Here is a 25,747-nt window from a genome sequence, read left to right on the forward strand (position 1 = left end):
AAATGGAATATCAGTTGTTTATGTTACACTTTTCAGGTGGAAGTAAATATTCTTTCAATTTGTTTACAGATAAACTGAAAGATTTTTTTTCTTTAGAACCTGTAGAATTACCAGGAAGAGGGCTAAGATTTGATGAAGATCTAATTTATGACAAAGAAAAAGCAGTTACAGATTTGTTGCTTCAAATAAGAAAAAAAAGAAATGAAAAGCCATTTATCTTGTATGGGCATAGCCTAGGTGCAGAATTAGGTTTTTTAATTACTAAAGAATTAGAAAAAGTGGGTGATTTTCCATCTTATTTGGTAGTTTCAGGTAACCCTGGACCCAATATGAGAGATAATCAAAAATTATATGAAATACCTAATCCTTCCTTTTTTGATAAGCTAAAGGAATTAGGTGGGTTACCAAAAGAAATATTAGAAAGTGAAGAACTTCGGGAAATATTTGAACCTATATTGAGAGCAGATTTTGAAATTATCGAAAAGGATACAATAATTAATGCTGAAAAAATTAAATCTCCAATTTTTGCTTTAATGGGAAACGAAGAAAGAACTGTAGATAAGGTAGAGAATTGGAAAAATTATACAGAAAGTAGTTTTGATTTTAATATTTTACCAGGAAATCATTTTTTTATATATGAAAATAAAGATAAAATTTGTGATATTTTAATTAACTGCAAAGCAAAATGATAAAAAGATGAGATTTATCAACTAATTTATGAAAAAGCAATTCGGATTATTGAATTGCTTTTTAAGATTTTTTATAGTGAGAATGCATCAATAAAATACTTTGCGAAAACTTACTTCCCAATACAGAAAATAACTTTTCTTATTTTAATAGTGTTTACAGCTTTAGTGGTACAATTATGGTACATTTTAAAGCAAACTATTACAAACTAAAACAAAAATCCTTATTGAGATAACAAAACTCATGGGAGTTGTTTGATGCAAAAATAATAGAAATTCTTAATATTTTTATAGAATATATAGTAACCTAATTACTAACAACATTTGCATTAGATAGAAACAAGTAAATATACCTGCTACAGTCCGTACCGATTTATCTATATTTGAAGCTTTTCAACGTATTTGATAAATAACAAATTATTTCTTTATATGAATGATTTTAGTATAGAACATGCTGGTCAGAAAATAGTTTCAGTAAAAACCAAGGAGTACTTTAAAGAAGTAGCAAGTTCTTATTTTAATAGTAATCACAGAGCTGCTGTGGTTACACTTTATAGTGTAGTTATCAGTGATATGATCGACAAATTAGAAACGTTGGCCGATATATATTCAGATACTGTTGCTATTAATATCCTAGATAATATAAGAAAATTTCAAGCAGACCATCCAACTAGTCCCGAATGGGAAAAAAATCTAATAGAAGAAATTAAAAACAGAACAAGTTTAATTGATAATGTGGATTATGCGCGTATAATAAGTTTGAGAAATGACAGACATTTATGCGCTCACCCGGTTATTGACAAAGAAGATCGTTTACATACGCCCAATAAGGAAACTGTAGGATCTCATATACGTAATATGTTAGAATCATTTTTACTAAAACCACCGATTCTTTCTAAAAAAATACTTGGTACAATGCTTCAGGATTTAGCAGATAAAAGTGATATATTAATTAATCAAGGAAGTATTAACAGATATGTGGGAGCTAAGTACCTTGAAAATTTAACTCCTTCGATTGAAGTAGTCATATTTAGAGATCTATGGAAAATAGTTTTTAAACTTGATGATAATAATGCCAGGACGAACCGAAAATTAAATTTCAAGCTATTGAAAATTTTATATGAAAGGAATTTAGCTGCAGGTATCGAAAAAATTAAGTCCGATAAGAAGTACTTTAGTAACATCCATGATTCTGATGTAACTAAGGAATTATTGATTAATTTCTTAGCTGAAAATGAAGATCTTTTTAGTGTTTTTAGTGAAGATGTTCAGTTGTTGTTGGCGAAAGAAGCCGAGATAGATCCAAGTTCCAAAACTAGTGCATGGTTTTTATCGGATAATTATCTAGATCATCTCGCAATGATCAAAGCTGAGATCGATACACAATTTGATGGTACGTTTCCCTTTGATGCTAGTGTAGATGCATATAATATATTGATCAGAATCGGGGTTGCAAAAGGATATACGAAGGAAATTGCTGACTTTATAATATGGAGATACAGCATTTGTAAAAGTTACAACGAGGCAGATAAGGTATATACTTATGTTTTAAAGCCAAATCTAGATAGAATCGCCAACGATCAATTTGAAGAGCTTTGCGATGAAGTGAATAATAATAGTCAGTGTTGGAGCCGTAATAGGGCAGAAGATGATCATGCACACCTTAAAAGCTATATAAATACTAGACTAGGTACTAATTTCCCATTTAATAATTACAAGAATGTTTTTAAATAATGTCACTATATTCTAGATATATTAAAGGTTGTGCATAATTTCTTAATATTTCTTTTTATTTTCAAAGCTTAAATTAGATGGTTGATTGTTAATATTTCTATATTAGCTTAAATTCTTAATTTCTATGGTGATAGAAATTTATTCCTAAGTAACAGTTATGGAGAATTTCCTTAGAAAATATCGGGATCGTTTACGAATTTTAATAATACTTTATGTTTTTTGTGACCGTTCACAAAGTGACAGTATTAAGTATTATGGTATGTTTCGTAGTGAAATAAAAATCCAAGCACTTGATTTTTTACTTCGTTATCCTGATTTCCTTTCAATGGAATTAATGAATTTGATGGACAATGATACTAGTATCGATCGGAATGAGATATATAACGTAATCAGTAAAATATATTCAGATAGTGAACCGGATTTGAGAGTAGAAGAGATGGAAAAATTTTTTCATGGTGCGTATGAGAGTATTGATGAAGTCATTGCTTTTCATGTGAGTATTGGATTTCTTAAGCATGAAAGTAAAAGGCGAACAGATGGTAAGACTTATGATAAGACTTATTATATAACATTGGATTGTGCAAAAAAAATTGAGGGTTCGCTAAAAGCGGTTTCAGCGGTGCAATGGTATTTTGAACGTTGTGAATTAATAAAGAAATACTTTGATAAATTCACTGGATCTCAATTGAAAAGCAGACAGTATATGTATGCTGAATATAGCAATATATCGTATAAAAGCCATATTCAGAATATTAATTCGAAAGTAAAAATTGCCTTTGAAAGTAGATTTAATAAAGAACTATTATGAGTGGTACAGAAATTAATTATAGGGAATTTATAAAATATGTACATCAAAAATTTGCGGACGATATTTCTTCAGAAGAAGTAGAGGATTTACTTCATTTAGAAGAAAGTTACAATAAAGATAGTCCTGCATCATTAGGAAAATCTCTTTCTTTGAATAGACTTATTTTCTCAGGAACTAAGCTATCAGGTGACCTGATTAATTTCGATGAGATTTTACACAAAGGAATCAATATTTGGATTGCAGACAATCATAAAGGGAAGTCTACAATATTTAAGATTATCAAATTTGCACTTACCGGGAATGATAGTATAAAGAAAGATATCAAATTGTGGATAGATGAAATCCTCTTAGAATTTACGATAGGAAGAATTACTTACACATGTCATATTGATCGTACTGGTCGGGACAAGGGAGCGCTCTATAGTTTTAACATTGATCAATACAATTTCTTTAAAGGAAATCAAAAATTAGATACGTTACAAAAAGATGTAGAATTTGTATTTAATAGCAGACAAGATTTTGAAGATAAGTTACAAAAATTCTTTTTTGAACAATTTTCATTTTATAATCTTAAATATACACAAAAGACTGGTGGAAAGGATTCATTCGATTTAACTACATCAAGTCTCAGCTGGTCAACTTATTTTAAATCAATATATTTAGAATCAAGTAATTATGAATATTTATTTTTTGATACTGAGAAATTTGGTGCTCAAGGAAAAAAAATATTTGAAATGATTTTAGGTCTGCCTTTGACTTATCCGATAAATATGCTTAACGTGCAACGAGATCGTGTTTCTGAAAAAATTGGCCAGATCAAACTTGTAGATAAATCAAAAACAGACACAACAAAGTCAACAAAAGAAAAGCTTGATAAGAGATATCAAGAAGTATTAAAAGAACTAGAGTTAATTAATAAAAATACCGAGATTAATTTTAATGAGCGTCCATTAATCGAAGAATATACTAAAATCCAAGACAAGGTAAATCAGATACGGATAAACCAAAGAACAGTTACGGATTCTTACCAGGCTGAAAAGGCAAAACTTATTCCGCTCGAAGAAGAAATTAGAAATTTAGAAAGTGACAAGCGTAAGATTGATGCTGAAATTATTAAGTTGAAAAAGCAAGAGTTAAATTTAGAGCTTTATAAGCAGTCACAAAGCTTTTTTAGCAATTTAGATATTAAAACTTGTCCTCATTGTGAACTTCAAGTCAGCGATGCTAAAAAAGAAAACGAAAGAGACCATCATATTTGTAGTCTTTGTGGAGAAGAATCTACGGAGCAAAAAGTTGAGGAATCTGAAATTTTACAAAAAGCAAACCAGATTAAAGATGAAATTAACGGGCATAATGATAAATTAAAAAAAATTAATACTACAATTAACGATGCTGAATTAGTAGTTAAGAAAGTTAAAAAGAGCATACAAGATCATTATGGAAAGATGATAGCCATCCCTTCAATAGATTCAGACAACAAAAGGCTTAAAGAAATAGAAAACGAAATAGCACTAATCAATAAGGAAAGGGAAAAACATAAAAATCCGATAGAAAAAAAAGATCAATTAATAAAAGAAGAGGCTGTTCTTAATTTCCAACTAGAAGAGATTAAGAAGATGGAATTAAATGTGGTTTCTGAAGAATTGGTTACACTTAACTTAAAAAAAACTATACTCGATTATGCTCTTTCTGCATTAGAAAAAAAACGTATTATTTTAAATAAGGATATTCTTGGTAAACTTGAACAATTAATATTGAATGAAATTAATGCTTTTGGACTAAAGAGTATAACACAAATTGAAATTAACGACAGATATGAATTAATTTTTACTCAAAACGACGTCCCTATTAGTTTTAACGATTTGACAGAAGGAGAAAAGCTAAGGGTGAAACTTGCTTTTTACCTGAGTTTGATCCAGCTTGATATTGAGCATAGTTTAGGCAGACATCCACGTTTTTTGATTTTTGATTCACCTGGTAGCGAGGAAATGGTTCCAAAACACCTACAGGGACTTTCTGATATCTTTAAAAATATCAATGATAGATTTAAAGATCAGCTTCAAATTTTTGTAGGTTCGGCATTAAGGGAATTTTCTCAGATCACGGATAAGGATCGTACATTTATTAAGAATGAAGATGAGTTTGTTTTTTAATGAATGATGCTAAAAAATATATGGAGCTTTTTGAAAATGGTAAAGAATTTGAACAAATACTGTTCTTAGATAATTTTTATAATAATTTTATTATAGATGATACAAGTGGTAGTGATCTGTTTGATATTTTGGTTAGTGGAATAAAAAAATCTACTAATTTATATGTTAAACGATGCAGTTTTAAACTCATTTGCGATTTAACGCTTATTGGAAAAATTTCCAATAGATTGTCAACTGCAGGCCTAGTTAATGATTTCATTTTAGGAGACAACAATTTATTAAAAACAATCGGTTTAAAGTATTTGCCATATTTCCCAGAAATATTCACATCTGATATTGTAGAAGTTCTTAAGGATCTTTCAGATAATGAGGATGGTGAGATTTCTAGTCAGGCTCTTGTTTGCCTGGGATTACATTCATTATCATTAAACCTAAATAGGACTGATGAAATTAATTTTGTAAGTATTATACAAACATCAAAAAGATATTTCGTTGCAGCCATAGACGCTGTAGAAAATCGTGATGATGCTGATTATTACATTTTGTTGATTAGTTGGATTGAGGCTGTAATATCGAATGATTCAATCTTGGTAAAAGATAGATTGGAACTTTTAGAGAATAGCTTACTAATTCGAAATCTTTACGAGCGGGAAGGATTGGAACTTGATTTTCTAATTTTTCAACTTATTTCAAAAATTAAAAGTAGTTTAGATATTTCCAGCAGATCAGAAGAGTGGATTGATTTCAAACCTAATTTGCAAGCGTTGATGACAGTAAGATCTGAAATTGACAGGCTTAACAATCTCAGCATTAATAATAAAGGTATTATTAATCAGTTATCTCAAGGTGTTTTTGAGAATTTACAGAAGCTTATTTATAGTCTTCATCTTTCCGGCGAAAGAAAACGATTAAATTTCCTAAAAGTAAGTAGTGACTTAGAGTTGGCGAACTTTATAGAAAAGATTATAGATTACTTCCCTAGTACTGTTGATGAGAATCCTGAAAATTATGAATTGCTTATTACTTTACAACAAAGTTTGGGCACTGAAGAGGGAGTAAGGATTTATAAAAAAATCAAAAGTAGAGAGGTTTCGATAGAAAAGGCACTTTTTGAACTTCTTAATAACAACAATAATAATCAATTACCATTTAAAACAGGAAGTATTCACGGTCAGGAAATTCTAAATGATCTAACAAGTAAAATTGATAAATTTTTGCCAAATTATAATTTAGAAAAAAGAACGGCATTTTTAAATGTACTTGAAGAAGTTATCAGATACACAAGATCTACTTTGGTTAATAATGATAAAAAGAGATTTCTTTTCTTATATAGTAAATCGGAAAATGGTAAAGGCCAGGAATCTATTGAACAGGACCTGCAAGATAGCATGCTCAGTTATTTCGAACATTCAAAAATTGCGGATGGACTTGAGCATGAAAAATCAAAATTCGTCGATGGAGGAAGGGTGGATATACTTTATAAAAAAGATGTTATTACAATTCCAATTGAACTCAAAAGATCTATTATTAGACCAGATGAAACAATTCTAGAACAAAATTATTTAGCTCAAGCTCAAACATATACATCGGGGTATGATCAGTTAGGAATCTTCGTTTTATTAGAACTTAGTGACAAATCTAAGGAACCACCTGCAAATTTTAAGGATTGGTTTAATATTCATCATTTGGCACCTTCTACAAATCTTAAGATTAAGTATCCAGATTATATAATATCTGTTGTTATTCCTGGTAATCGTACTGGTCCAAGCGCAAAAAGTACCTATAAGTAAAAAAATAACAAATTATTAAAGGAATTACATGATATCTTCAGAAAAATATTTGGCTGAACATTGTTAACCATTGAAGCGTCCAAATCCGTGATGTTGATTCAGAAGCGAATTTGCAAATTTTATTAGTACAACTCATAATTGTGCTGAGTAATGATATAATGATCTTAATTATTTTTCCAAGTCTTCAAAACTTAGTCACTTATTCATTATCCTCCCCATTTTCTTTTCTCAGGAATATCTTGTCTAATGTAGTAAGTGTATAAATAGATTTTATAAATATATCCTTTGCAACTGCTGTGTAGTTTTCTTTTGTAATTCCGAAGTACTCCATAGCTTTTTTACATGCTTTGTTTGAGTTGCTAAAAGTATGTGCTAACAAGCCCGAACGTAAATCGTATAAGTTTCTAAGGAATATAATCATATCAGGAATTTCAAATTCAGAAGCTTTTAAAAACTTTTCTAATTTTGTTATTCCGCGGTCATTTTTATCTAAATTAATATTTCTTTGAATCTCGGCCTCATTTAATCTATCAACTGTAAGTTTTATAATAGATAGCATTTGCTCACTAAAAGCTTTCACATTATTATTAGGTGGTAAATGTAAAGAGGTGAAGATGTGTTGATCTTCAGTAGCTAAATCTTTATAAAACTTCCAGCCGAATTTCTTTTCCCAATCATCATTGAATTTCATGTACAAGTGTTTAAAAAGTAAATCGGGTGTTTCTGGCTGTTGGACCCAATTGCCTTCAATCATAGTTTTATAGTAAGTGGAACTAATTCCTTTCTGCGGAGGGATATTATATTGTTTCCAGTGCAATTGCTCCTTATGAGGTAATGATGAAAGTTCTACTAAAAATACAGCAACATAATCGTCGATATTATTATCAATTTTTAAAGAAAAAAAACTGCAGCTTACACGCCATCCATCTACCTTGTATTTTGAAGGTTCATTATAATATTTATTCAGTACTTCTTTCTTGAAGTAGGTAGTTATAAAATACTTGTCATTAGTTTTCTGACAATCCATCAGTTTTTCATTCCCATCGTCATCGTAACCAATGATAAAGGATTCATGTTTTTCTTTTTCATCGTCGAAATGATAGCTGTTTGTTTTAGCGGGATCAAATTTGATAATGGTTTTACCAGAGATCCAGCTTTGGCTCTTGCCTAGGTCAATAAAATCAACTGGCCTTATTAAATGGTTAAAATAACTTTTATCAGTTTTAAAATTTTCATCAATTGGTGTTATGTCGAAATCCAAAAAGTTAATTTTGTCAGTTCTCATGAAGTCGTAGCAAATCGAGAAATGAACTTTTCGAATAGAAATATATTCCTTTAGGAATTTATATTTAACTTTTACTTTCTGGGACGTAATATTTATAACTTCTATCAGTTCACCCAAATTATCAATAAAATAATAACTCCGGTTTTGTTTATTATCGCATTTTTCATAAAGCTTGAAATAATTTACAAAATCTTCGCTCACGTCAGTATACTCGTCTGTGCCGTCACTAAAAATAAAGTGCTTCTGAAAAAGAAACGGCTCAAAGCCTTCTTCTGAATATTTTTGATAAGTTCTTTCGGGATTTTTTCCAAATCCACCAAATATTGCCGGCGATCCCTCATAGCCTGGTGTGATAACCCAATCTGTATGAGTAAGATATTCTTCCATCTTTTCGTCATGTACAATGCAACAATATATAAGTGTCTCGTCATTGTCATCATGATGTTCACTATGGTATATTGTTATCCAGCCATCTTTTACAAATGATTTTTCAATCTCTGCAATTCTGTCTTTCAATAAAAATTTATCTTTATCCATTGTTGATTTTCCCATAGTTTTCAATCTTTAAATTGCTGCGTTTTCGAGGGCTAGTAAACCATCTTTTTCAATGTTGTAAATCGTTATAAAGGGCAATGGTAAACTGTCTTTCTTTAGATGAGGTGTCAGCATATTTTCCTGAGTAACGATTATTGATTTTATACTGTAACTACTGATGTCAATTCCATATTTACTAGTTACAATATCTTTATTCTTTTCAAGCCATTCGTGTCTTCTCATATGTTTTCCAATCCAGCCCATAGTATTATCACTGCCAAAAAGTTTGTCAACTTCCTCAATCATTTCCTTTATATTTCTGCTCGGGGACATGCTTTTGCATTCAAGGCTGTATAACACTTTTTTGGTCTGGTCTATAATCATAACGTCTATATCGCCAATGAGTGTTTCATTCTTTAAATCATGCTTTGGTCCTATATAAACATCAGTACGATAAAGATGGTCTTTCATATCTATGGCATTTACTACCCTTTTTACTAAAGCATCACCTCGTTCTTGTGCAAATTTGCCTAATGCGGACTTAATTTTGCTGTCTTCAAAAACCCTGAGGCGGTCTGAAGTGCACTGGTCCATCAGGTATGACCTGCTGTCCAGAATGGCCCTCGGTCCCCAATAAGCAATTTTTTCTGTTCCATCTTCTACAATTACTAGTGGTTTTCTAAGCAGTGACAGCATACGGTTAAATCTCCATGGCATAATATCTATGAAATCATATCCTTTTGGAAGTTTTTCAAGTTTACCTCTTTTGGTAAGTGCCAGATAACTGACAGCGCTATCAAACTCTTTTGTATCAAACTCGTCGGTAACATATTTGTTAACCTCAGAGCGCAGTCTTGTCAGTTTAAATGATCCATATGGGGTAGATTGTTGAAAGGCAATTTCAGCAAGTGCCCCCATAAAAACTAATATTCGCTCCGTTGAGACACCGAAGTCTTCCAGAAAAGCTCTATTTAGATTTTCGGGAATACTTCTTCCGCTTTCCTCTTTGAGTTGTGGAAATACGTCTGCAAAAGTTTCTATGGCATCGTGTACATTTTCGGAAATTTTTGCCTGATTATAAGGGTCATATATCTCCTTAAGTCTGTTTTTGTCGGAAGCTATCCTGCCTGTTTCCAGTACCCCCATACGAATATCAAAAAGCTCATAGTGTATCTGGTCTCCTATGGAGCCCCAGTCGACAATCTGATCCATTATGCCCATTATCTCGTCAATTGCCGCAACAGAAACTATATTGGTACCATTATAAGGTTCAGCCGCAATATGTTCGATTAAAGCCCGAACCGCTATGGCGCTTCTATTGTTTCTACCTAAGTCAAGCATCAGGTTTTCGCAATGTTCTTCAACAGAGACATAGCAGGCGATTATGGTAGGTGTATGTATTCTCAGAAATTCCCTTTTTCTTATAAGGCTTTCATTTAGTCCTAGAAGTCTTTGGAGAAGTATTGTCGAATTGTACAGCGCAAGTTTTTCTCTCAAAAGAGGCAGTAATGCTTTTTGGACAATATTATTTGTTAGCTTATTTTTCTCTTCTTTAGTAACAAGTTCGCCTGGTGGCGGACAGTCTGATGCAAGTCTTGGTACAATCTGGTCCAGAACCAAGCCTATATCATATTTTTGTATATGCCTGAACGGTTGTAGATTACTTGGATCCAGCAGAAGGTTGTCGCTTGTATCCAATATGAAAATTTTCTTTTTCATTCCAAGAGGAACATCCTTTTCTATAATAGATGCAATCTCTTCACTTGTAATTTCTGGCTGTCCATTATTTGAAAGCAATAAGTTAAATCCTTTAAGAAGAATCTCTACCAAAACTCGCTCTCCTAGATTATCAGAACCATAAAGATAAGGAAGAAGTTCTCTTGGAATCGTAATTGATATCTTGGATGATGAAGCTGTGAATTTAAACTTGTCAGAAAGCCCTTCCTGTCTTTTATAATTACGATCAATTGTTTCAAAACTTGCTTCATCGTCAAAAATATAGCTGATTGTTATCGGAGAATCTGGATCAAGGTTTTTAAGGTGAACGCTTAGAGACGAGCAAAGTTGCCAGAGCCAATATGCAAATGCACCGTTAAACTCCCAGTACATATATCTTAGTTCTCTGCTCAGATCATCCAATTCACGTGAAGGCATTACCCAGATTCCTTGAGGATAACCCTCGATATAAAATTGTAGCAGAGATGTGTAGAGACTTGCCGGGCTGAGGTAGATAGGGCTGTAAACCTCGGCTTTCTCAACTAATACGAATGATTTTCTGCCATTAGTATTCTGGCGGACTGCATGATTATCAGTTTTTAAGATTGATTGTTTATAAAGCTCCTGGGAAAATCCAATTGGTAAAGGAAAACTGAATTCGGGAATATCGGAATGAAATGACTCATCCCTGTCAAGGTAGAGTTTAAACTTGTCCAGCACGGAAAAGGAAATAAAATTAAAACGCTCTCTGTTTGCGTAGTTTGCCAAAGCAAACTTCCATAGATCAAGAGCATCGCAGTCTTTCAAATTTGACAAAACATTAAATTCAAAAAGAGGAATGTTCAATGAAGCAGCATGATCAATAGCACACTCTGAAAATGCAAATCCTCTTCCAATGGGAGAAATTAATACAAGGTCGAATATTTGATAAGAACTATATCGCGAATCCGTCAAAATTTCTTTAATGATTTTTTCCTTAATCGTCGGACTTATAATGGAAAGAGAATTAGTAAAATTAGGCTGCACTTTATAATTACTGCCATCGTCAAATATATACTGAATAAATGCAATCTTATCATCATCAAAACGATAAAGGCCTGACCTTTCTGGCAGTGTGGTACTGACTGGAATTTCTTTAACATCTATGTAAGTAAATTTCATTCTGGTGAATTGCTGCTGTAAAGAATTCCATAGAAGATCATGGTAAGCACGGCTGACGTTGCTGATATTCCTAAAATAGTCAGATAGTGACCAAATATAATGGGTTAGTGCAAAGCTTATTGTTGTTGGCGATACTATAAGATACTTTTCCCCCGCGCGTAGAAGCGGTTTATATAAAAGAGGATTTTCTTCCTGTGTATGATCAAAATTATCAGATTCAATATTAATCAGGAAAGCATCTAATGCACGTTTATCTATTTCGTTGTCTGAAAGCACAACTTCTATATCACTGCTAGATAATACAAGAGAATCTTTAAGAGCCTGGAGTTTTTCTGTTTCAGGAAAAAATATTGCACTATCTTCAGCTTTGCCCTGCTCATATCTCTCATATCCGTTGAGCTTCGCTACTCTATTGGAAAAGTTTAAAAGTAGCTTAGTGACCTGAAAGCTGTTCTCTAGAACCTGATCAGCAATATTTGAATTTGGCCACAAGAAGAGTGCTGTCAGGAGATTAGACAATATAAACGAGCCGTTTTCAGTGATTCCAGGAAAAATGGTATTATTTCCGTTGTGAAAAGTTATAGAATCAGTAAAAAGGTTTACAGGTATTTCTTCGTAAGGATGATGTCCAAAATTTTCTGTGACGTATTCCTTTAATATTTCATATGGAACAGTTTCGGAATTGGTATTGAAATTTTGGAATATAAGTAGGCTCATTTGCTCAAAACGAACATTTTTACCGTGATTTTGCGGTAATATAGAAAGCGCTGCGACTGAATTGAGAAGATCGAAAGAATTATATTTTCCGAAAAAAGGATGTTTTGCTAGCGGAGTTGAAGCTGTTTTGCCGGAAGCTCCATTGTTATAGCAGCATTTCTTATATTTAATATTACTACCGCAATAACATGGATCATTTCTGTTTATTTTTTTCATAATGAAAGGAGGACATTGGTAAAAATGCTTAGTAATTAGTTTGATTACGGTTTATTGAATTTATAAACTCTAAAGATAAGTATTCAATAATAGGTAAAGAATAGTACAAATACCTGTTTTCAAATTGGATTATGTTAAATCAATTTAATTTTATTACATACCTTTAAATTATATTCCAGAAACACCGAAAAGAAGCTTTTATCTGTCCAGAAAAACTAATTTAGAATTTTGAACTTTCAATCTCTTTTTTTATTTCTATGTAGGTTTTTATCCGGCCTGATTTAATCCATTCCATTAACTCATGCCTGTAAAAATATATGCGTTTCCCTTTCTTATTTACTGGTATTTCTTTCTTAGAAACTTTACTGTAGATTGTGGCTATTGATAGGTTTAAAAGTTTTGATGCTTGTTCAACGTTCAGAAGTTCATCTTTACTTTCTTCCACAACAGAAATGCTTACAATAAGTTTTTCCAAATGCTCTAATTTATCATGAAGTTTGTTCATCATAATTGGAATTTGATCGAAAGTAAATGGTTTCATAAAATGCTGTTTAAGTCTATGCAAAAGTATTTGTTACATATATGAGTCATAATGGATGTCCGTGAAAGGAATTCTTTGGCTTATAGTTTCTAATTATTGAAAGTACATATAACCACCTAAGTGAGATGAATCAGGCTTGGCGAGCAAAATTGTTTTAATTTTAGGCCTATAAGCTAATTTGGATAAGATGTGTTCAATTCCTTTCTGTGCCTTCTCCAACTTTTCATTGGGGTTTTCATAACATGAAAGTATAATGGTATCAGGAAGGATTTCCTGAGCTATCGTAGCTAGTGTATGGAGGCAAGTTAGCTTTTGTGAGTTCTTATCAAAAAACGCGGTACTAGTATGTTTGGCTTCTCCAATAAAAAGTTTTCCATCCACAATACAGACTATATCCAAATCGGTATAGGGCTTTGCATTTCGGTAATTTTTAAGAACATCAATCTGTGGCACGTACCTAAAATCCATTCTGCAGCTATTCTTAAGACTGACCAGTGTTCGTATCACAGTAAGATTTCCGTCCCTGAGATCCTTGGCATGAAACATGTTATTTTTAATAAGGTCATTGAGCTTATAATAGAAATTTGACTCTACAGGCACCGTAAATTCATGGAGGCAGCCTTTACATGCTACGCTTTCTGCAATGTCATTGATATGGTACCAGAATGTTGACGAACAGTTTTTGCATTTAAGATTAAACCCTTTGAAAAATACCTGATAGGAGCACAGTCGCTCAAGTGTTTCTTTAAGTCCTAATTCGAGATTTTTTTCATTTTCAGGGCTGTTTTGGCTGTCCTTTAGCTCAATTCCATTTTCCTTTAGTTTCAAAATACAGCGTTCCTTGAGCTGGCTGAAATTTATAGCGTCTCCAGCCTGCTTATTGTTCCGGATAAGGTATTCAAATGTTTCGACCCAAAAAATATCGGTAAAGAATTCTTCTATATCGTGAAAATTGTTTCGGAATGCCTTGATGAAAGCGGCAAGCCTGTTACTGGCATCATTATATCGGATATCCCTTAGAGAGGTATCCTGCATCTTTCCATTAATAACAGGAGAGGTAATGAGTTGGTGTATGATTTGCCTTGTATGTGGAATTTGTACTTCAACAGTTGATACACTATTACCATTAGTATAGAGTGTGATATTCCTGTTTGTTGTTATTCTTCCATGTATTGCCTTGAAGATGAATGCTGTACTGGTAGTGTAAGGAAATCTTAGCATTGGCTTTGAATAGGGCTCAATCCGGCTTATTTCAACATCAATTGCCCATTTTTGACTGGAGTAGGCTACATGATCTGTAAAACTTAACCTGGGAAGATGAAACAGTCCGTTATCAGAAGTCAGAAGCTGATTTGTGCTCTGTTCCTCTCTGCCTATAAATCTAGCTCCCGCACCGTCCATTATGGAAAAAGGAAAGGAATTAACAGTGGTATAAGTGAACCTTACCGGTAATTTCATAGGTTTAAATACACCTTCTATGATATCCAGCACCTGCTGCTGATCAAGGCTCATGGAAACTACTTTAAAATTATCTTTACCAATATCATAAAGTACAGCCCCGAAGAAAGGATCAGTTTTAAGTATTTCTAATTGTTCAGTGGTAATGTACAGTATCGTTTTAGAGCTGTAGAGCTTTCGGTTCCAAAAGTAGAGCAGGTCATCGATGGTGCCCGAATCTTGAGCAATAACAATTTCCAGATCTGTATAAGATATTTCATGGCTTCGAAGCAAGACGTTTATGATATTATGCTCTGCAAGAGAGAGTTTGCTGATTGGTTTATTGGTGTGGATTATTTCGTGAAGCCGATTGAAATGCTCTGGAGTTACCTCGATCTGATGATAGTTTTTCGTGAGATCCACATCCACATTATTTATATGGGTACCTATGCCAAAATTGAGATCATAGTATCCAAGTAGTGGACTCTCGACCAAATACAGTTGATTGGGTAAAATTACATTATTGTAGTGGCTGAACTGGGAAAGGAAATAAAGTCCATCAATTCCGGTAATCTCCGAGTACGCATGTGGATCATCCAGAAGACAGTATTCTTTAGGATTATATGGTGCTAAATCTTTTAGGTATTCCTGATCGATATCAGAGGTATAAAATATAATATCAGGATCGTAATACTGAAGCATCGTTTTATATTGTTCAGAAACTTCTCCGTATATAACCGGAATTATCGGATTGAAACGCCCTCCCCATAAGAGCTGGTTGTTGGACATCAGTTTGACAAGGTCCTGGTACTGAAAGTCCTTTGTTATAAAATAAATATAACGCAGGTGCCTTGGCCTTGAGGATAGATAATATTGTTGTACGGGAGCTGTTGTCATCTGAGAGTATTGTTTGGTATTTTTTTTTAATTTGAGGTTTAATCCTGCAGGTCTGAGTCGAATAGGGAAAGTTCCAAAAAAGCAGTAAAGCTTTTAAAAAACAAAGCGTAATCGATTTCTACTTCATTGTACCCAGCAATTTTCAACAGGTTGCCGGGATATAAGTAGACATCATGAAAAGCAGAAATACTTTCCATTTTGCCTGTAAGTGCATTAAAGAGAATCAGTTTTATATTCTTTCTAATATCTTCTTTGGAGAAGAGCGTAAAAATATCCGAATCAGCCAGGGCAGAATAGTTTCCGTTGGCAAATCCTGCGACCTGGTACGATTGAAGCCCCTTTTCCTTAATCAACTTTTCATCTTCTTTTTTCAGGATTCCCTGTTTGTACCGCGTGGTGCTGTCAGACTTTATTTTAGCGGAGATTTTGTCCAGTGGTGTAGTTTCAAAATTAATGTCTTTGCTTTTAAGTATCTTTACTTCGGGGCTCTTTTCTTCAATTTTAATTTTATATCCATGCATTTTCAGTACGGCCTTTAGTTCCATTTCACGAACCGAACCCAATACATTAGCTATATCCCTGTAATCAATCTGTTTACTATAACTATGGCTTCTTAAAACCCCTATAAATGCATGTTGGAAGATATGGTTCGGCATCACATTAATGTAATCGGTGGGCAGGTCCAGCCATGAGATACTGAGATCCTTAAACTCGAAATTTTCACTTATAAAATGGATTATTCCCGGCGGGTGCTGAACTATATATGAAGCCAGAAGATCATTATATCCCTTCTCTGAAATGTTCTGTATATGCCCAATAAGTGAGATGGATTTGAGTGGATGGGCAAAACCCTTGTCCTGAAATAATTTTAAGGCCACATCCAAGCCATACATAGAGTAATCCTTGCGATTGTAATATTTGCACCAGAAGAGGTCTATTTCAGCTATATGGATCTGCCTTTTTTCATGTAGGGCCAGCCTTATATAATTGAGTATAATAATCCTGAGATTATAGCTACCCCTGTTTTTGTTTTTCAGGATTACATCGTGAAGGGACAGACATTTATAATCATTATCCTGGGGGTGCAACCCAAAGGCGTATAGGTATTTTTTCACATCTTTTAAGATCCAATTGGCCTTAAAATCGTCTATTTGATACAGTGCAATAAAATCTTGGAGTATCTCCCTGCCCAAAGCCGGATTACCATTCATATAATTGTCCACAGCAGTGAATAAATCCTTAAACCTGCCGATTTTTGTTTGATGGATGTAAAGGTTCTGCAGTATATGGGTAATGAGATCTTTTAAATAAAAAGAATCTGTTTTTTTCAAAAGTTCAGAGATTCTTGAAGCTGAAAGAGCGTTATCATGTTTGCTAAAAAAAGTCCTTTCCTCTTTAATTTCTTTTTCGAGCTCCCTGTAAAAATACTGGGTATCGTAATGCTGAGCGGCAAGTAGGTTTAAGATTAGTGATGCGTTATTGGTTCTCAGGTAATACAACATTGAGAATAAATAACCACCACTGGTTATATCTTCCTCAGTATAGCCGTTTGCGATAAGTCCCTGCAGATAGGTATAATTTGCAGCGTGCAGGGTAGACAAGTGGTCCCTCTGAACCATGTTGATAATCAGGGAGAGGTCATAAAAATGGATGATTTCCAGTTCAGCAGGATTCATAAAGGAAAGGTTTTCCCTAACCTGAAAATAAAAGGACTGTATGGCTTCAAAATCAACAACCTGAGAAATAAGTTCTTTGAACTGCACTATTGAACTGTATTTTTTAGTGATGTTGTTTTTCTTCTGATCAGAAAGGCTGTAAAAGTTCACTCTTGACATGAATCTTATTTCACCCGCCATTATGGAATCATAGACCAAGTTATTGATCTTTTCCAGAGACCGGACATAATTGATATTCAATTTTCGGAGGTAAGTGACAAGGCTGTCATGAAATAGCGCTATCCTGTTTAGACGTACTTCAAACAGATAGGGGTGTTCTTCTATAAATTCCGTCACAATATCACGAAGTCCGTCCTCAAGAAAAAGGTCAAGTTCGGAGCGCATCGTATAGGTGTGGGAACACAGAAAAATAGCCAAGGCCTGTTTGCCTTTTTCATTAGTAATTAGCTGACGGTAATAGTTGTCGACACTGTCGAATTTTTCATAATCCGGGATGCTTTTTTCTTTTTTATAGTGTTCTGCTATGTATTTTACAAGGATTGGATACCCGTCTGTGAGTGTAAAAATTTTGTGTGAAATGCTGTATCCTGATATATGGTACAATTCATTGAGTACCTTAATAGTCTGTTCCAGGTTCCAGTTGCCTAAAATATATTTTTCCCATGTCAGCTCTCTTTGCAGGGGACGACTGAGAATAATGGTCTTTGAACCCTTCTGGAGTTTATTGATAAAGGCAATAAATTTTTCTAAATCACTCGTATTATAATTTTCGACATGATCCAGCCCGTCGATAATTACAACAGCTTTATTCTTGACCACCTCTTTGAGTATCTGCTTTTCATCACGGCTTTGGTAATCACTAAAGACCTTTTTAGATAACTCACTTAAGAAGTTATCATATTTCAGCCGCTTATCATAATCTTTGTCCTGACTTGAGGTCCAGAACCGGTACAAGATATGATTAGGGTACTGGTCTGTAAGTGTCTTGACGAAGTGGCTTTTTCCAACCCCTGGCTTTCCTTCGATGAGCAGGATATTTTCCACCGAAAGACGCTCACGTGCAACATCGACAGTTGCTTCCAAAAGCTCTGTACTGTAAAGCGTTATAGAAGGAAGCTGATCCCTTGAAATTTTTAATATTCTTTGGTCAAGCCTGTCATTAAAGAAATACTCAATTATATTTTTTCTGTTTTCATCCAAGGCATAGAGTTCATGAATGTTTTCAATCATCTCGGTACGGCTCATCGTAATGATATAAACTCCTGAAAAATTATAAGCAGGTATTCCCAGTATTTCGCAGTTGGGTTCAATTTCAATCTGCTTAAAAATGATGATATTGGTGTGATCCGACAGCTTATGGGCTTTGCCTTTAATTGAAATTTCACTGCCAGAAACCACCAGCTTATCAAGGCTCATTTGATCCATGTCCTTAATCTGAAAAAAATAATTGTTGCTGCCACATCGGATTTTCACGTCATCAAAGTTATTTTTGACCGCAGCTTCAATTTCCAATTCATCTATGTTTCTCTCGGCATCCATTTTAGCCAGCAGCAATGATGCGGCAAGCCATTGGTAAGAGTATCCGATAAATGCGTATTTCATAGTTTTGTATATAATATTTTCAAAAAGGAGTAGGCTTGGTTCATGATGGTGGTTTTATATTACTATAATGGCGTCGGACTTACCATTGAAAAGAATTCCGCATCAAATAAAGTACTGTCCAGTTTGGATGCGAATATAGAATAAGGATAATCTTTCTTATCTATATTTGTGCCTATCAGGAAAATCCCTTTGATATCTTCGTCTTCTTTCCCATACATAATTTCCTCTAGTATCTCGCCCCGCTCTTCGAGATGTTCATTGGTGTAAGGATACCCAAAGCATACATATCTTCTTTTAGACGTATTACTATCCATTTCAACATAATTATGCCTGTCTGTGGTCTCGCCTTTTTTTATCCTTTCAATAAGATCCTTTATCATATATTCAAAAGTCTGTTGATCTTCGTAGCCGATATTGAGCAGTAGGAAAGAATTCTCCAACCACAGTTGTTTTTTCTGCTTTTCCTGACGCCCAATGATAGCTTGCCACCAAGGCGTAAATTTGAGTGCCGGCTTTTCAACAGGGATGCCTTTTGCTCTTCCGATAATATATGGGTCAAGTTCTTTTGATTTTAGGGTAAGTTGGTAATAATTGGCCTCTTCATATTCATCCTTTCCAAGAGCAAAAGCGGAATCGATATACCAAGCGAGTAGATCAATCTCATCACCAAAATAGTCGACGTTAGCTTCAATTTCCCTTCGGCGCTGCAGATAATGTAGCTTTTGGGGAATGCCTGGCAGCATGTCAAAAACAACGTGAAGGTCTGTGAGGCTCATAGAGGGCGCAAGCTCGGTTACTTTTTTATTAGTTACTCCGGCGTTGATCAGCATTTTAAGGTTGGAGCCCATTGCCCCAAGATGGGAGAGAGTGATTCCTAGAGGAATAAAAAACTTAATATTTCGGGTATCGACACGGTTATTTGGACCCTTTTTTGTTTTCAGGGAAAGTTCACCTTTATTGGCCTTAAGATAATTTATAAATCCTAGTGCCTGATGGGATGGTTCCTCAATAAGCCCCTGAAGAGTCTTAAAGAGCCTTTCAGGGGCACCCCTTTTTGCAGAAGGGCTAACTGTTCCGGCTTTAGCCTCGATAACCAAGGCAAAGGAATCAATAACAACCAGTACATCATTTTCAAAAAGTTTGTTATCTGATCCTGGCCACATGCTGCCTGCGTAAATAGCTGCCCCGGGAAAAGCTTGCCTACATAGTTTTTCGACTTCCTGTTCTAGATATTCCCCTCTGTAATCATTGTATTTGGTTTGCAGCTTTGAATCCTCTGCAACCAATAACTCAAGAAGTGAAATACTCATGTGGGTCATGACTGTCCAAAGGGAACTGAAGTAGTGGTCATCTCCAAGTTTTATAAAGGGTTTGCTTTGGACAGGGTTACTTAGCATAAAGTGGTCTTTCTCGCTTTGGGCTAATTCCCCAAATTTCATACTCCATTTATCCATTACTGTTTTTATCTGCTGAGAGGTAAGAAGACCCCGAGATAAGGATTCCATTTGGTTAAGATCAAATATAAACAGCTGCTGAAGTTCCAGATCAGACATCATCCACAGTATATCCTTGAGTTGATCTAAGCTATATTTTTCAGCCATTTCCGCCTTTTGGCTCGCAGTAGACTTAGGCGAATCTTTAAAAATATTTTCATACTGCTGCTGAAGTGAAATAGTATCATTAGCATAGATAAATCCGTGCTGTTTATCAATATGACTGTTTACTCTGATTTCTACTTCATGGGTCATTGCATCGAGCAGTTCGATCAAAAGCTGTGGTTCGAAACCGTACAAATGTTTAAAGACATCGGAGATTCCTGCTGAGAGTTCTTTGGTAACTTTCTGCATCAGGTGTTCATAGGACCAGTTACGGACTGCCGTTGTCTGCGCCATCATCTGTATTCGCAGCTGATGCGCGTCCATTTGCTCTATTGTTTTTATATGGTCGGGAATATCATAAAATTTTGTGTTGTTGAGTTCCCCAAGCTGTTTCATGCTTTCTTTGAAAGCGCTAACTTTATAGAATAGGGGTGTGCCTGAATCAGTATAAGGAAGGGTGAGGGCAATGGCCTGCAGCAATTCCATATAGTAGGGAGGAAACTCAATACTTCCAGTTTCTGCTTCTTCATCGCGATTCTGACGATCTATCATAAAGTAAAACATGCAATAGGATAAAATATACAATTGGCTATGGTCTTTATACCATGAAGCTACCTCCGTGTATTTTTCATCGAATTTCGATTGGGAGTCGTAGCCCATCTCCCTTATTTTATCGATTCTCTGTTCCAGGGTCAGATCAGGATCATTATCTATTTCAAAAGCATGAAAATTCATTTTGATGGGTTTCATATGTAAGATATAGGGAAGTTTTTTATTTGGATAAGGATAAGATTAATTGCATTAGATGGAATTAATTTTGAACTTTAAATGTATAGTATTTTCCCACATCTTCCAAATAAAGCCGATTTTAGAATGATATTATAACTGGAAATTGATCCAAGTTGTCCAGTAGAAGAAATGTCAATTTTCAGCTAAAATTTTGCTTTTTGCTGATTTTTAAAATTACACTTATGTTAGAAAGTTTAAATTATTTTCCAACCATTATCTTCAAGGAGCTTACTATTTTCCTCTACTAATGTTTCATTTAAAGCTACGCAAAGGAGATGAGTAGGTCGGGACATGCCTACATGGGCAACTTTAAGACACATTTCTTTTCTCGATGCTCCCTTTCTTTTAACATAGGCTGTACCCTTAAGTTGCTCTATCAAATATTCTCCACAGGGTTTGTGGAAAGATGTTTCTAGATATAATGTAGCTCTATGTGTTTCGCCTTTTACACTGTGTACCGTTGCCACTTCTATAGGAACATGATTTAAATGAGTCGCACTGGAATAAAAAATATTCTTTAGTTGCAGCGTTTGGGCACTAATATCTTCAGCATCATTAGAATCTATAAACTTTAATGAATAGTCTTTCAAAGCAATGTCCAAAGCAGGAAATAAAATATCTTTTGTAAAGTTTTTTATTTCTTCAGTTGGATTGTTACCAGAAAAACTTTGACTGGCCCATGCAGAAATCTTTGAAGACAGGGCAATAAACTGCTCAGGAAACTGTTGTTTTAGAAAATTAATGAGAGAGGTTCTACTATAATATCGTTCACCTTTGATCGTACTATTTTTGATTTCTGATCTTCGAAGAATCTCTACAAGACAATCAATCACAGTATTGAAAAATTCTTTTGGCTCTGAAATATTGCTATATGTTATTGCAGCCAGCAACGATTTGAATGAAGGGTTTTTATTTGAAATTTTCTTATTAAAAGAAGGGAAATAACTTTTAATGGTTAATCCATCTTTATCTTTGCCAACCCAGCCAACAGCTTTTACAGGATATTTATATTGCTTATTTTCGGCTAAATCGTGCACGGGCAGTAATGCAGCAAATTTTTCAATTACCTGATTTTCTTCTTTACTCTTGTATTTAATTATGTATGTAGGAATATCAAATTCATTACGTCCTTTTAAATCGGGATTACTTTTAAGGGCCACCGTTTTTAATATATTAGCTATAGGCTGTGAAAACCTTCTGGATTCTGTAATGCTCATTCTTTCGGAATCTTCCCAAGCACTTATTCCGTCATTATCATTTAGAATTGCCTGGTTGGTATCTCCAATGCGCTGAATAATTACATTATCATCAAATAATAATTTAATGATAGCATCTTGGTGGTTATATGTATCCTGCATTTCATCAACAAAAACATGAGAAAATCTGCTAGAAAAGGCATTTTTTATTTCAGGATATGCCAGCAGATATTCTTTGGCATAAAAATATGCATCATCATAAGAAAGAACACCGCTTTTTAGAATACTAGCTTTAAGTTTATTTAGAGAGTTATATACTCGGATTTTTTCCTCGTTAGACCAACCTGCATTTTTTCCTTTGCTTCTCTGAGGTTTTTTCGGTTCAATCTTTTTACCATCAACACCTTTGACGAGATCGTAAACTTGTTCTTCAACTTGTTTATAAGTGAGTTTGAAGGCTATATCCCCATTAGCGTGAAGAAATTCTTTTGCCATTTTTAAATCGTCTCGTGAAACGCCTTTGGCAAACGATGTGAATAAACGATTAAATGCACGGTCAGAGTCTATCACAGCAATTCGCTCATGGTTTTTGTTACTGTAGTATGGTATTGCTAAAAACTTATCAATAAATGACTGTATAGTGCCAAAAAAATTAGGGTATTGAAATAGCTTTTCAGCCCTATGTCCAAGATTATTTTTAATTTCATTAATACCAACATTTGTATGTGTAAGTACACATAGACCTTTACCATTCTCAAAGGGCATTTTTTCAGAAAGAAGGTATAATTTTGCAAGGAGGCTAGTAGTTTTACCGCTTCCTGGACATGCTTCTACATCAATTGACCTGTCTATACAGGATATAAAGTTGTATCGTTCGTTTTTATCATCTTCAAATGTACCATTGTCTCCAAAGAAAATTTTTTCTACCCTCGTGATATCTTTATGAGTGATCTGCATCTTCTGATTTTGTTACATGATAAATTGCGTCAACGATATATTTGAATCTTTCATCAGCCTTAATTCCCGGCTGTATTTTTGATTTGTATCTTAATAGCATTTTTGACAACCATTGGGCAGTAACTGTTTTAGAAGCCTTGTTAGCAGAAAGTCTTTCATAAATTTTATAAGCAATTTGCTCCTTACTTAAGGAGTCTTCTTTCCATTTACTGTAAATTTCTTTAGCCTTCTTTATTCTTTTAATTGCTTCTGTGGAAGTAATGCCTTTAAAATTATGGTTGTTAGTTCGTGATTTAGACAATTGTGCTAAATAGGTAGCACAGTTTATAAATTCTGCAAATTCACCTAAAGCAAGATCATGTTCCATAGTCCAAAGCGAAGAATGGAAAACTTGTATCCGTCCATCAGCAGAATTATAATCTTTGATTAAATTGTCCGACTCGATTTTGGCATCAGGAACAAGTTTAGTTACAGTACGTTTTTTGGACTGAATTGTAGCACCTGTATCGGTTTGTTCAATATCTAAATCAGTAATAATGGAAACCTTTATAGGAAGTGTACTTTGATCAAACCTTTTAAATATTTTAGCATATCTAAGAAAAGCCTTGCTTCCAACATTTACAACAGAAACCCCATATCTATGAAGAGGTCTCCCAATAATTTCAGCTATCGTTGGGATCAGTATATTTTCAGCAGTACCTTCTACTAAAATAACCCCTTTTGCAAAAAACATATTGGACTGGGTAGCATCAAGAAATCTTTCCAAAAACTCGTAATCATCCTCTTCTAATCCTGTATGACCTGCCGCTAAAGAATATGCCTGGCCATCTTGGCATAATATAAAATTTTTAAGATGTAATTTTGATGCCAGTGTTGTACTGTGTGTAGAAAGAATAAACTGATTATCGAATTCTTGCTGTTTGTTTTGTAAAGCACTTATAACTCTTAATTGAGCCTGAGGATGTAGGTGTGCTTCCAGTTCTTCAACTAAAGCGAGTCTAAGCCCGCTATAATTTTTCCCCTGCAAGAGTAGTAATTCGGTAGCGATAAATAATTTGTTTAGCGCGCCAAGTCCAGACTTATTTTCTTCAAGTGAAAGTCCTAATTTTTTTAGAATACTGGCCAGTTCAGAACCCGAAATATGAAAGAAAGGATTTTGAATGTCATCAATATGAAAAAAATCCTTTAAGTGATTTTCCACTTTACTTTTTATAGGCCCTCCCGCAGGCGTTTCTTTAGATATTTCATATTCTAAATCTTCATCTAAAGAATCATGTGAAAAATATCCTGTTATTAAATTATTTGCTTTAGAAACATACTTTTCTAAAGTATGTTTTACTTTTTTTTGATCATCATCGAATTGATCTTTAAATAAAGGATCATTTGATAGAATTTGAGCTAATCTTGATTTATAACCTGGAGATAACTCTGTTTCTGCATCCCGAAGCGGTTTAAGGTAAGTCAGGCGCAACATATCTTTTGCTGCACCATCCATAAATGCACCATCATCATCTATACCTGCTTTAACATTATAAATGACTCTGTGATCACGAGTGTAAGCATATAGCCATATACGCAATTCATATTGTTTAAATTCATTGAAATGTAACCATTCCAGAAAAAAACCTGCTTCTTGATTTGAAAAACCTGAAAGAAGGCACTCTATTCGAAGTTCTCTACTTCTTCCTGTTTTATAATGATGGAAATCCCTTTCATCCAACCTATGAAAATCAAAAGTATGGCTACCCAGTATCATTCTAATAGCATCAATAATAGCTGTTTTACCAGAATTATTTTCTCCTATAAGAACATTCAAAAAAGAATTGAAGGAAATATCAATGCCAGGATTGTCGGTTCTAATTTCATTCGAATTATCCTTGGTTCCTATTTTGCGAAAGTTCCATATTTTAATATTTTTTAGATACATTTTTCTCAAGTCATAAATTGGCTACACAATTATACGATTTTATTAGTATTTAACGAAATTTATAAAGATTATTCAAGTAAATTACTTAATGAATATTAATGTTTTACAAAGACAAGGTAGAAGTGTAATGTCGGCTTACTTTTATACTAAGAATTCTGTACTCAAATGGTTTTGATCATTTTATGTCTAGGCAAATTGATTTCATGTTCCTGTGGATATGGTGCAAATTCCGGTTATATTGATCACCCCATTCCGTTTTAAAGTGAGCACCTGATTCCAGTTCAAAATGACCACCTAATTCCGGTGCAAAGTGAGCACCTCCGTTTT

At 34.0% G+C, this 25,747-nt stretch carries 13 protein-coding genes; 5 read left to right on the plus strand and 8 right to left on the minus strand.

What is annotated here, in order from left to right:
* Positions 1 to 2: 2 nt before the first annotated feature.
* From ASF10_RS08350 to ASF10_RS08370, 5 genes are all read left to right on the plus strand, one after another.
* On the plus strand, positions 3 to 689 hold the full coding sequence (locus ASF10_RS08350; protein ID WP_056247605.1) for a thioesterase II family protein: 687 nt from the start codon (positions 3 to 5) through the stop codon (positions 687 to 689).
* A gap of 426 nt (positions 690 to 1,115) precedes the next feature.
* Entirely contained in the window at positions 1,116 to 2,420 is a 1,305-nt protein-coding gene (locus ASF10_RS08355; RefSeq protein WP_056247606.1) for a hypothetical protein, read from the plus strand.
* A 157-nt stretch (positions 2,421 to 2,577) separates the two neighbouring features.
* Positions 2,578 to 3,228 (plus strand): hypothetical protein, encoded by a 651-nt coding sequence (locus ASF10_RS08360; protein WP_056247609.1) that lies wholly within the window; start codon positions 2,578 to 2,580, stop codon positions 3,226 to 3,228.
* The gene (locus tag ASF10_RS08365; protein WP_056247610.1) at positions 3,225 to 5,381 is read left to right on the plus strand and encodes a hypothetical protein; all 2,157 of its coding nucleotides are present in this window, start codon (positions 3,225 to 3,227) and stop codon (positions 5,379 to 5,381) included. Before ASF10_RS08360 ends, ASF10_RS08365 begins: the two co-directional genes overlap by 4 nt.
* A 20-nt stretch (positions 5,382 to 5,401) precedes the next feature.
* Positions 5,402 to 7,171, plus strand: coding sequence for a hypothetical protein (locus tag ASF10_RS08370; RefSeq protein WP_131726519.1), 1,770 nt, complete (start codon positions 5,402 to 5,404; stop codon positions 7,169 to 7,171).
* Between the two features lie 199 nt (positions 7,172 to 7,370).
* On the opposite strand, the gene ASF10_RS08375 is transcribed toward ASF10_RS08370, so the two are convergent.
* From ASF10_RS08375 to ASF10_RS08410, 8 genes are all read right to left on the minus strand, one after another.
* Positions 7,371 to 9,008: a hypothetical protein gene (locus ASF10_RS08375; RefSeq protein WP_241774930.1), complete on the minus strand. Its 1,638-nt coding sequence runs from the start codon at positions 9,006 to 9,008 to the stop codon at positions 7,371 to 7,373.
* 12 nt (positions 9,009 to 9,020) lie between these two features.
* A complete protein-coding gene (locus ASF10_RS08380) occupies positions 9,021 to 12,800 on the minus strand; it encodes a YecA family protein (RefSeq protein WP_056247614.1) in 3,780 nt (1,259 codons plus the stop codon).
* Between the two features lie 220 nt (positions 12,801 to 13,020).
* Complete coding sequence (locus tag ASF10_RS08385) at positions 13,021 to 13,341, minus strand: helix-turn-helix domain-containing protein (RefSeq protein WP_056247616.1); 321 nt, start codon at positions 13,339 to 13,341, stop codon at positions 13,021 to 13,023.
* A gap of 93 nt (positions 13,342 to 13,434) precedes the next feature.
* Complete coding sequence (locus tag ASF10_RS08390; RefSeq protein ID WP_131726520.1) at positions 13,435 to 15,675, minus strand: hypothetical protein; 2,241 nt, start codon at positions 15,673 to 15,675, stop codon at positions 13,435 to 13,437.
* Between the two features lie 38 nt (positions 15,676 to 15,713).
* The gene (locus ASF10_RS08395; RefSeq protein ID WP_056247619.1) at positions 15,714 to 18,953 is read right to left on the minus strand and encodes an AAA family ATPase; all 3,240 of its coding nucleotides are present in this window, start codon (positions 18,951 to 18,953) and stop codon (positions 15,714 to 15,716) included.
* A gap of 62 nt (positions 18,954 to 19,015) precedes the next feature.
* Positions 19,016 to 21,301: a hypothetical protein gene (locus tag ASF10_RS08400; protein ID WP_056247622.1), complete on the minus strand. Its 2,286-nt coding sequence runs from the start codon at positions 21,299 to 21,301 to the stop codon at positions 19,016 to 19,018.
* Positions 21,302 to 21,534: 233 nt separating this feature from the next.
* Complete coding sequence (locus ASF10_RS08405) at positions 21,535 to 23,493, minus strand: UvrD-helicase domain-containing protein (RefSeq protein WP_056247624.1); 1,959 nt, start codon at positions 23,491 to 23,493, stop codon at positions 21,535 to 21,537.
* Entirely contained in the window at positions 23,477 to 25,420 is a 1,944-nt protein-coding gene (locus ASF10_RS08410) for an ATP-dependent nuclease (protein WP_056247626.1), read from the minus strand. Before ASF10_RS08410 ends, ASF10_RS08405 begins: the two co-directional genes overlap by 17 nt.
* Positions 25,421 to 25,747 lie beyond the last annotated feature (327 nt).

Source organism: Flavobacterium sp. Leaf82 (genome assembly GCF_001422725.1).
In the GTDB taxonomy this organism is placed as follows: Bacteria; Bacteroidota; Bacteroidia; order Flavobacteriales; family Flavobacteriaceae; genus Flavobacterium.

Bases quoted from the DNA above. Each gene is read 5' to 3' on its own strand.
- ASF10_RS08390 (WP_131726520.1), bottom strand. From the start codon at position 15,675: ATGACAACAGCTCCCGTACAACAATATTATCTATCCTCAAGGCCAAGG.
- ASF10_RS08370 (WP_131726519.1), top strand. From the start codon at position 5,402: ATGGAGCTTTTTGAAAATGGTAAAGAATTTGAACAAATACTGTTCTTA.
- ASF10_RS08365 (WP_056247610.1), top strand. From the start codon at position 3,225: ATGAGTGGTACAGAAATTAATTATAGGGAATTTATAAAATATGTACAT.
- ASF10_RS08395 (WP_056247619.1), bottom strand. From the start codon at position 18,953: ATGAAATACGCATTTATCGGATACTCTTACCAATGGCTTGCCGCATCA.
- ASF10_RS08360 (WP_056247609.1), top strand. From the start codon at position 2,578: ATGGAGAATTTCCTTAGAAAATATCGGGATCGTTTACGAATTTTAATA.
- ASF10_RS08355 (WP_056247606.1), top strand. From the start codon at position 1,116: ATGAATGATTTTAGTATAGAACATGCTGGTCAGAAAATAGTTTCAGTA.
- ASF10_RS08405 (WP_056247624.1), bottom strand. From the start codon at position 23,493: ATGCAGATCACTCATAAAGATATCACGAGGGTAGAAAAAATTTTCTTT.
- ASF10_RS08410 (WP_056247626.1), bottom strand. From the start codon at position 25,420: ATGTATCTAAAAAATATTAAAATATGGAACTTTCGCAAAATAGGAACC.
- ASF10_RS08350 (WP_056247605.1), top strand. From the start codon at position 3: ATGGAATATCAGTTGTTTATGTTACACTTTTCAGGTGGAAGTAAATAT.
- ASF10_RS08375 (WP_241774930.1), bottom strand. From the start codon at position 9,008: ATGGGAAAATCAACAATGGATAAAGATAAATTTTTATTGAAAGACAGA.
- ASF10_RS08380 (WP_056247614.1), bottom strand. From the start codon at position 12,800: ATGAAAAAAATAAACAGAAATGATCCATGTTATTGCGGTAGTAATATT.
- ASF10_RS08385 (WP_056247616.1), bottom strand. From the start codon at position 13,341: ATGAAACCATTTACTTTCGATCAAATTCCAATTATGATGAACAAACTT.
- ASF10_RS08400 (WP_056247622.1), bottom strand. From the start codon at position 21,301: ATGAAACCCATCAAAATGAATTTTCATGCTTTTGAAATAGATAATGAT.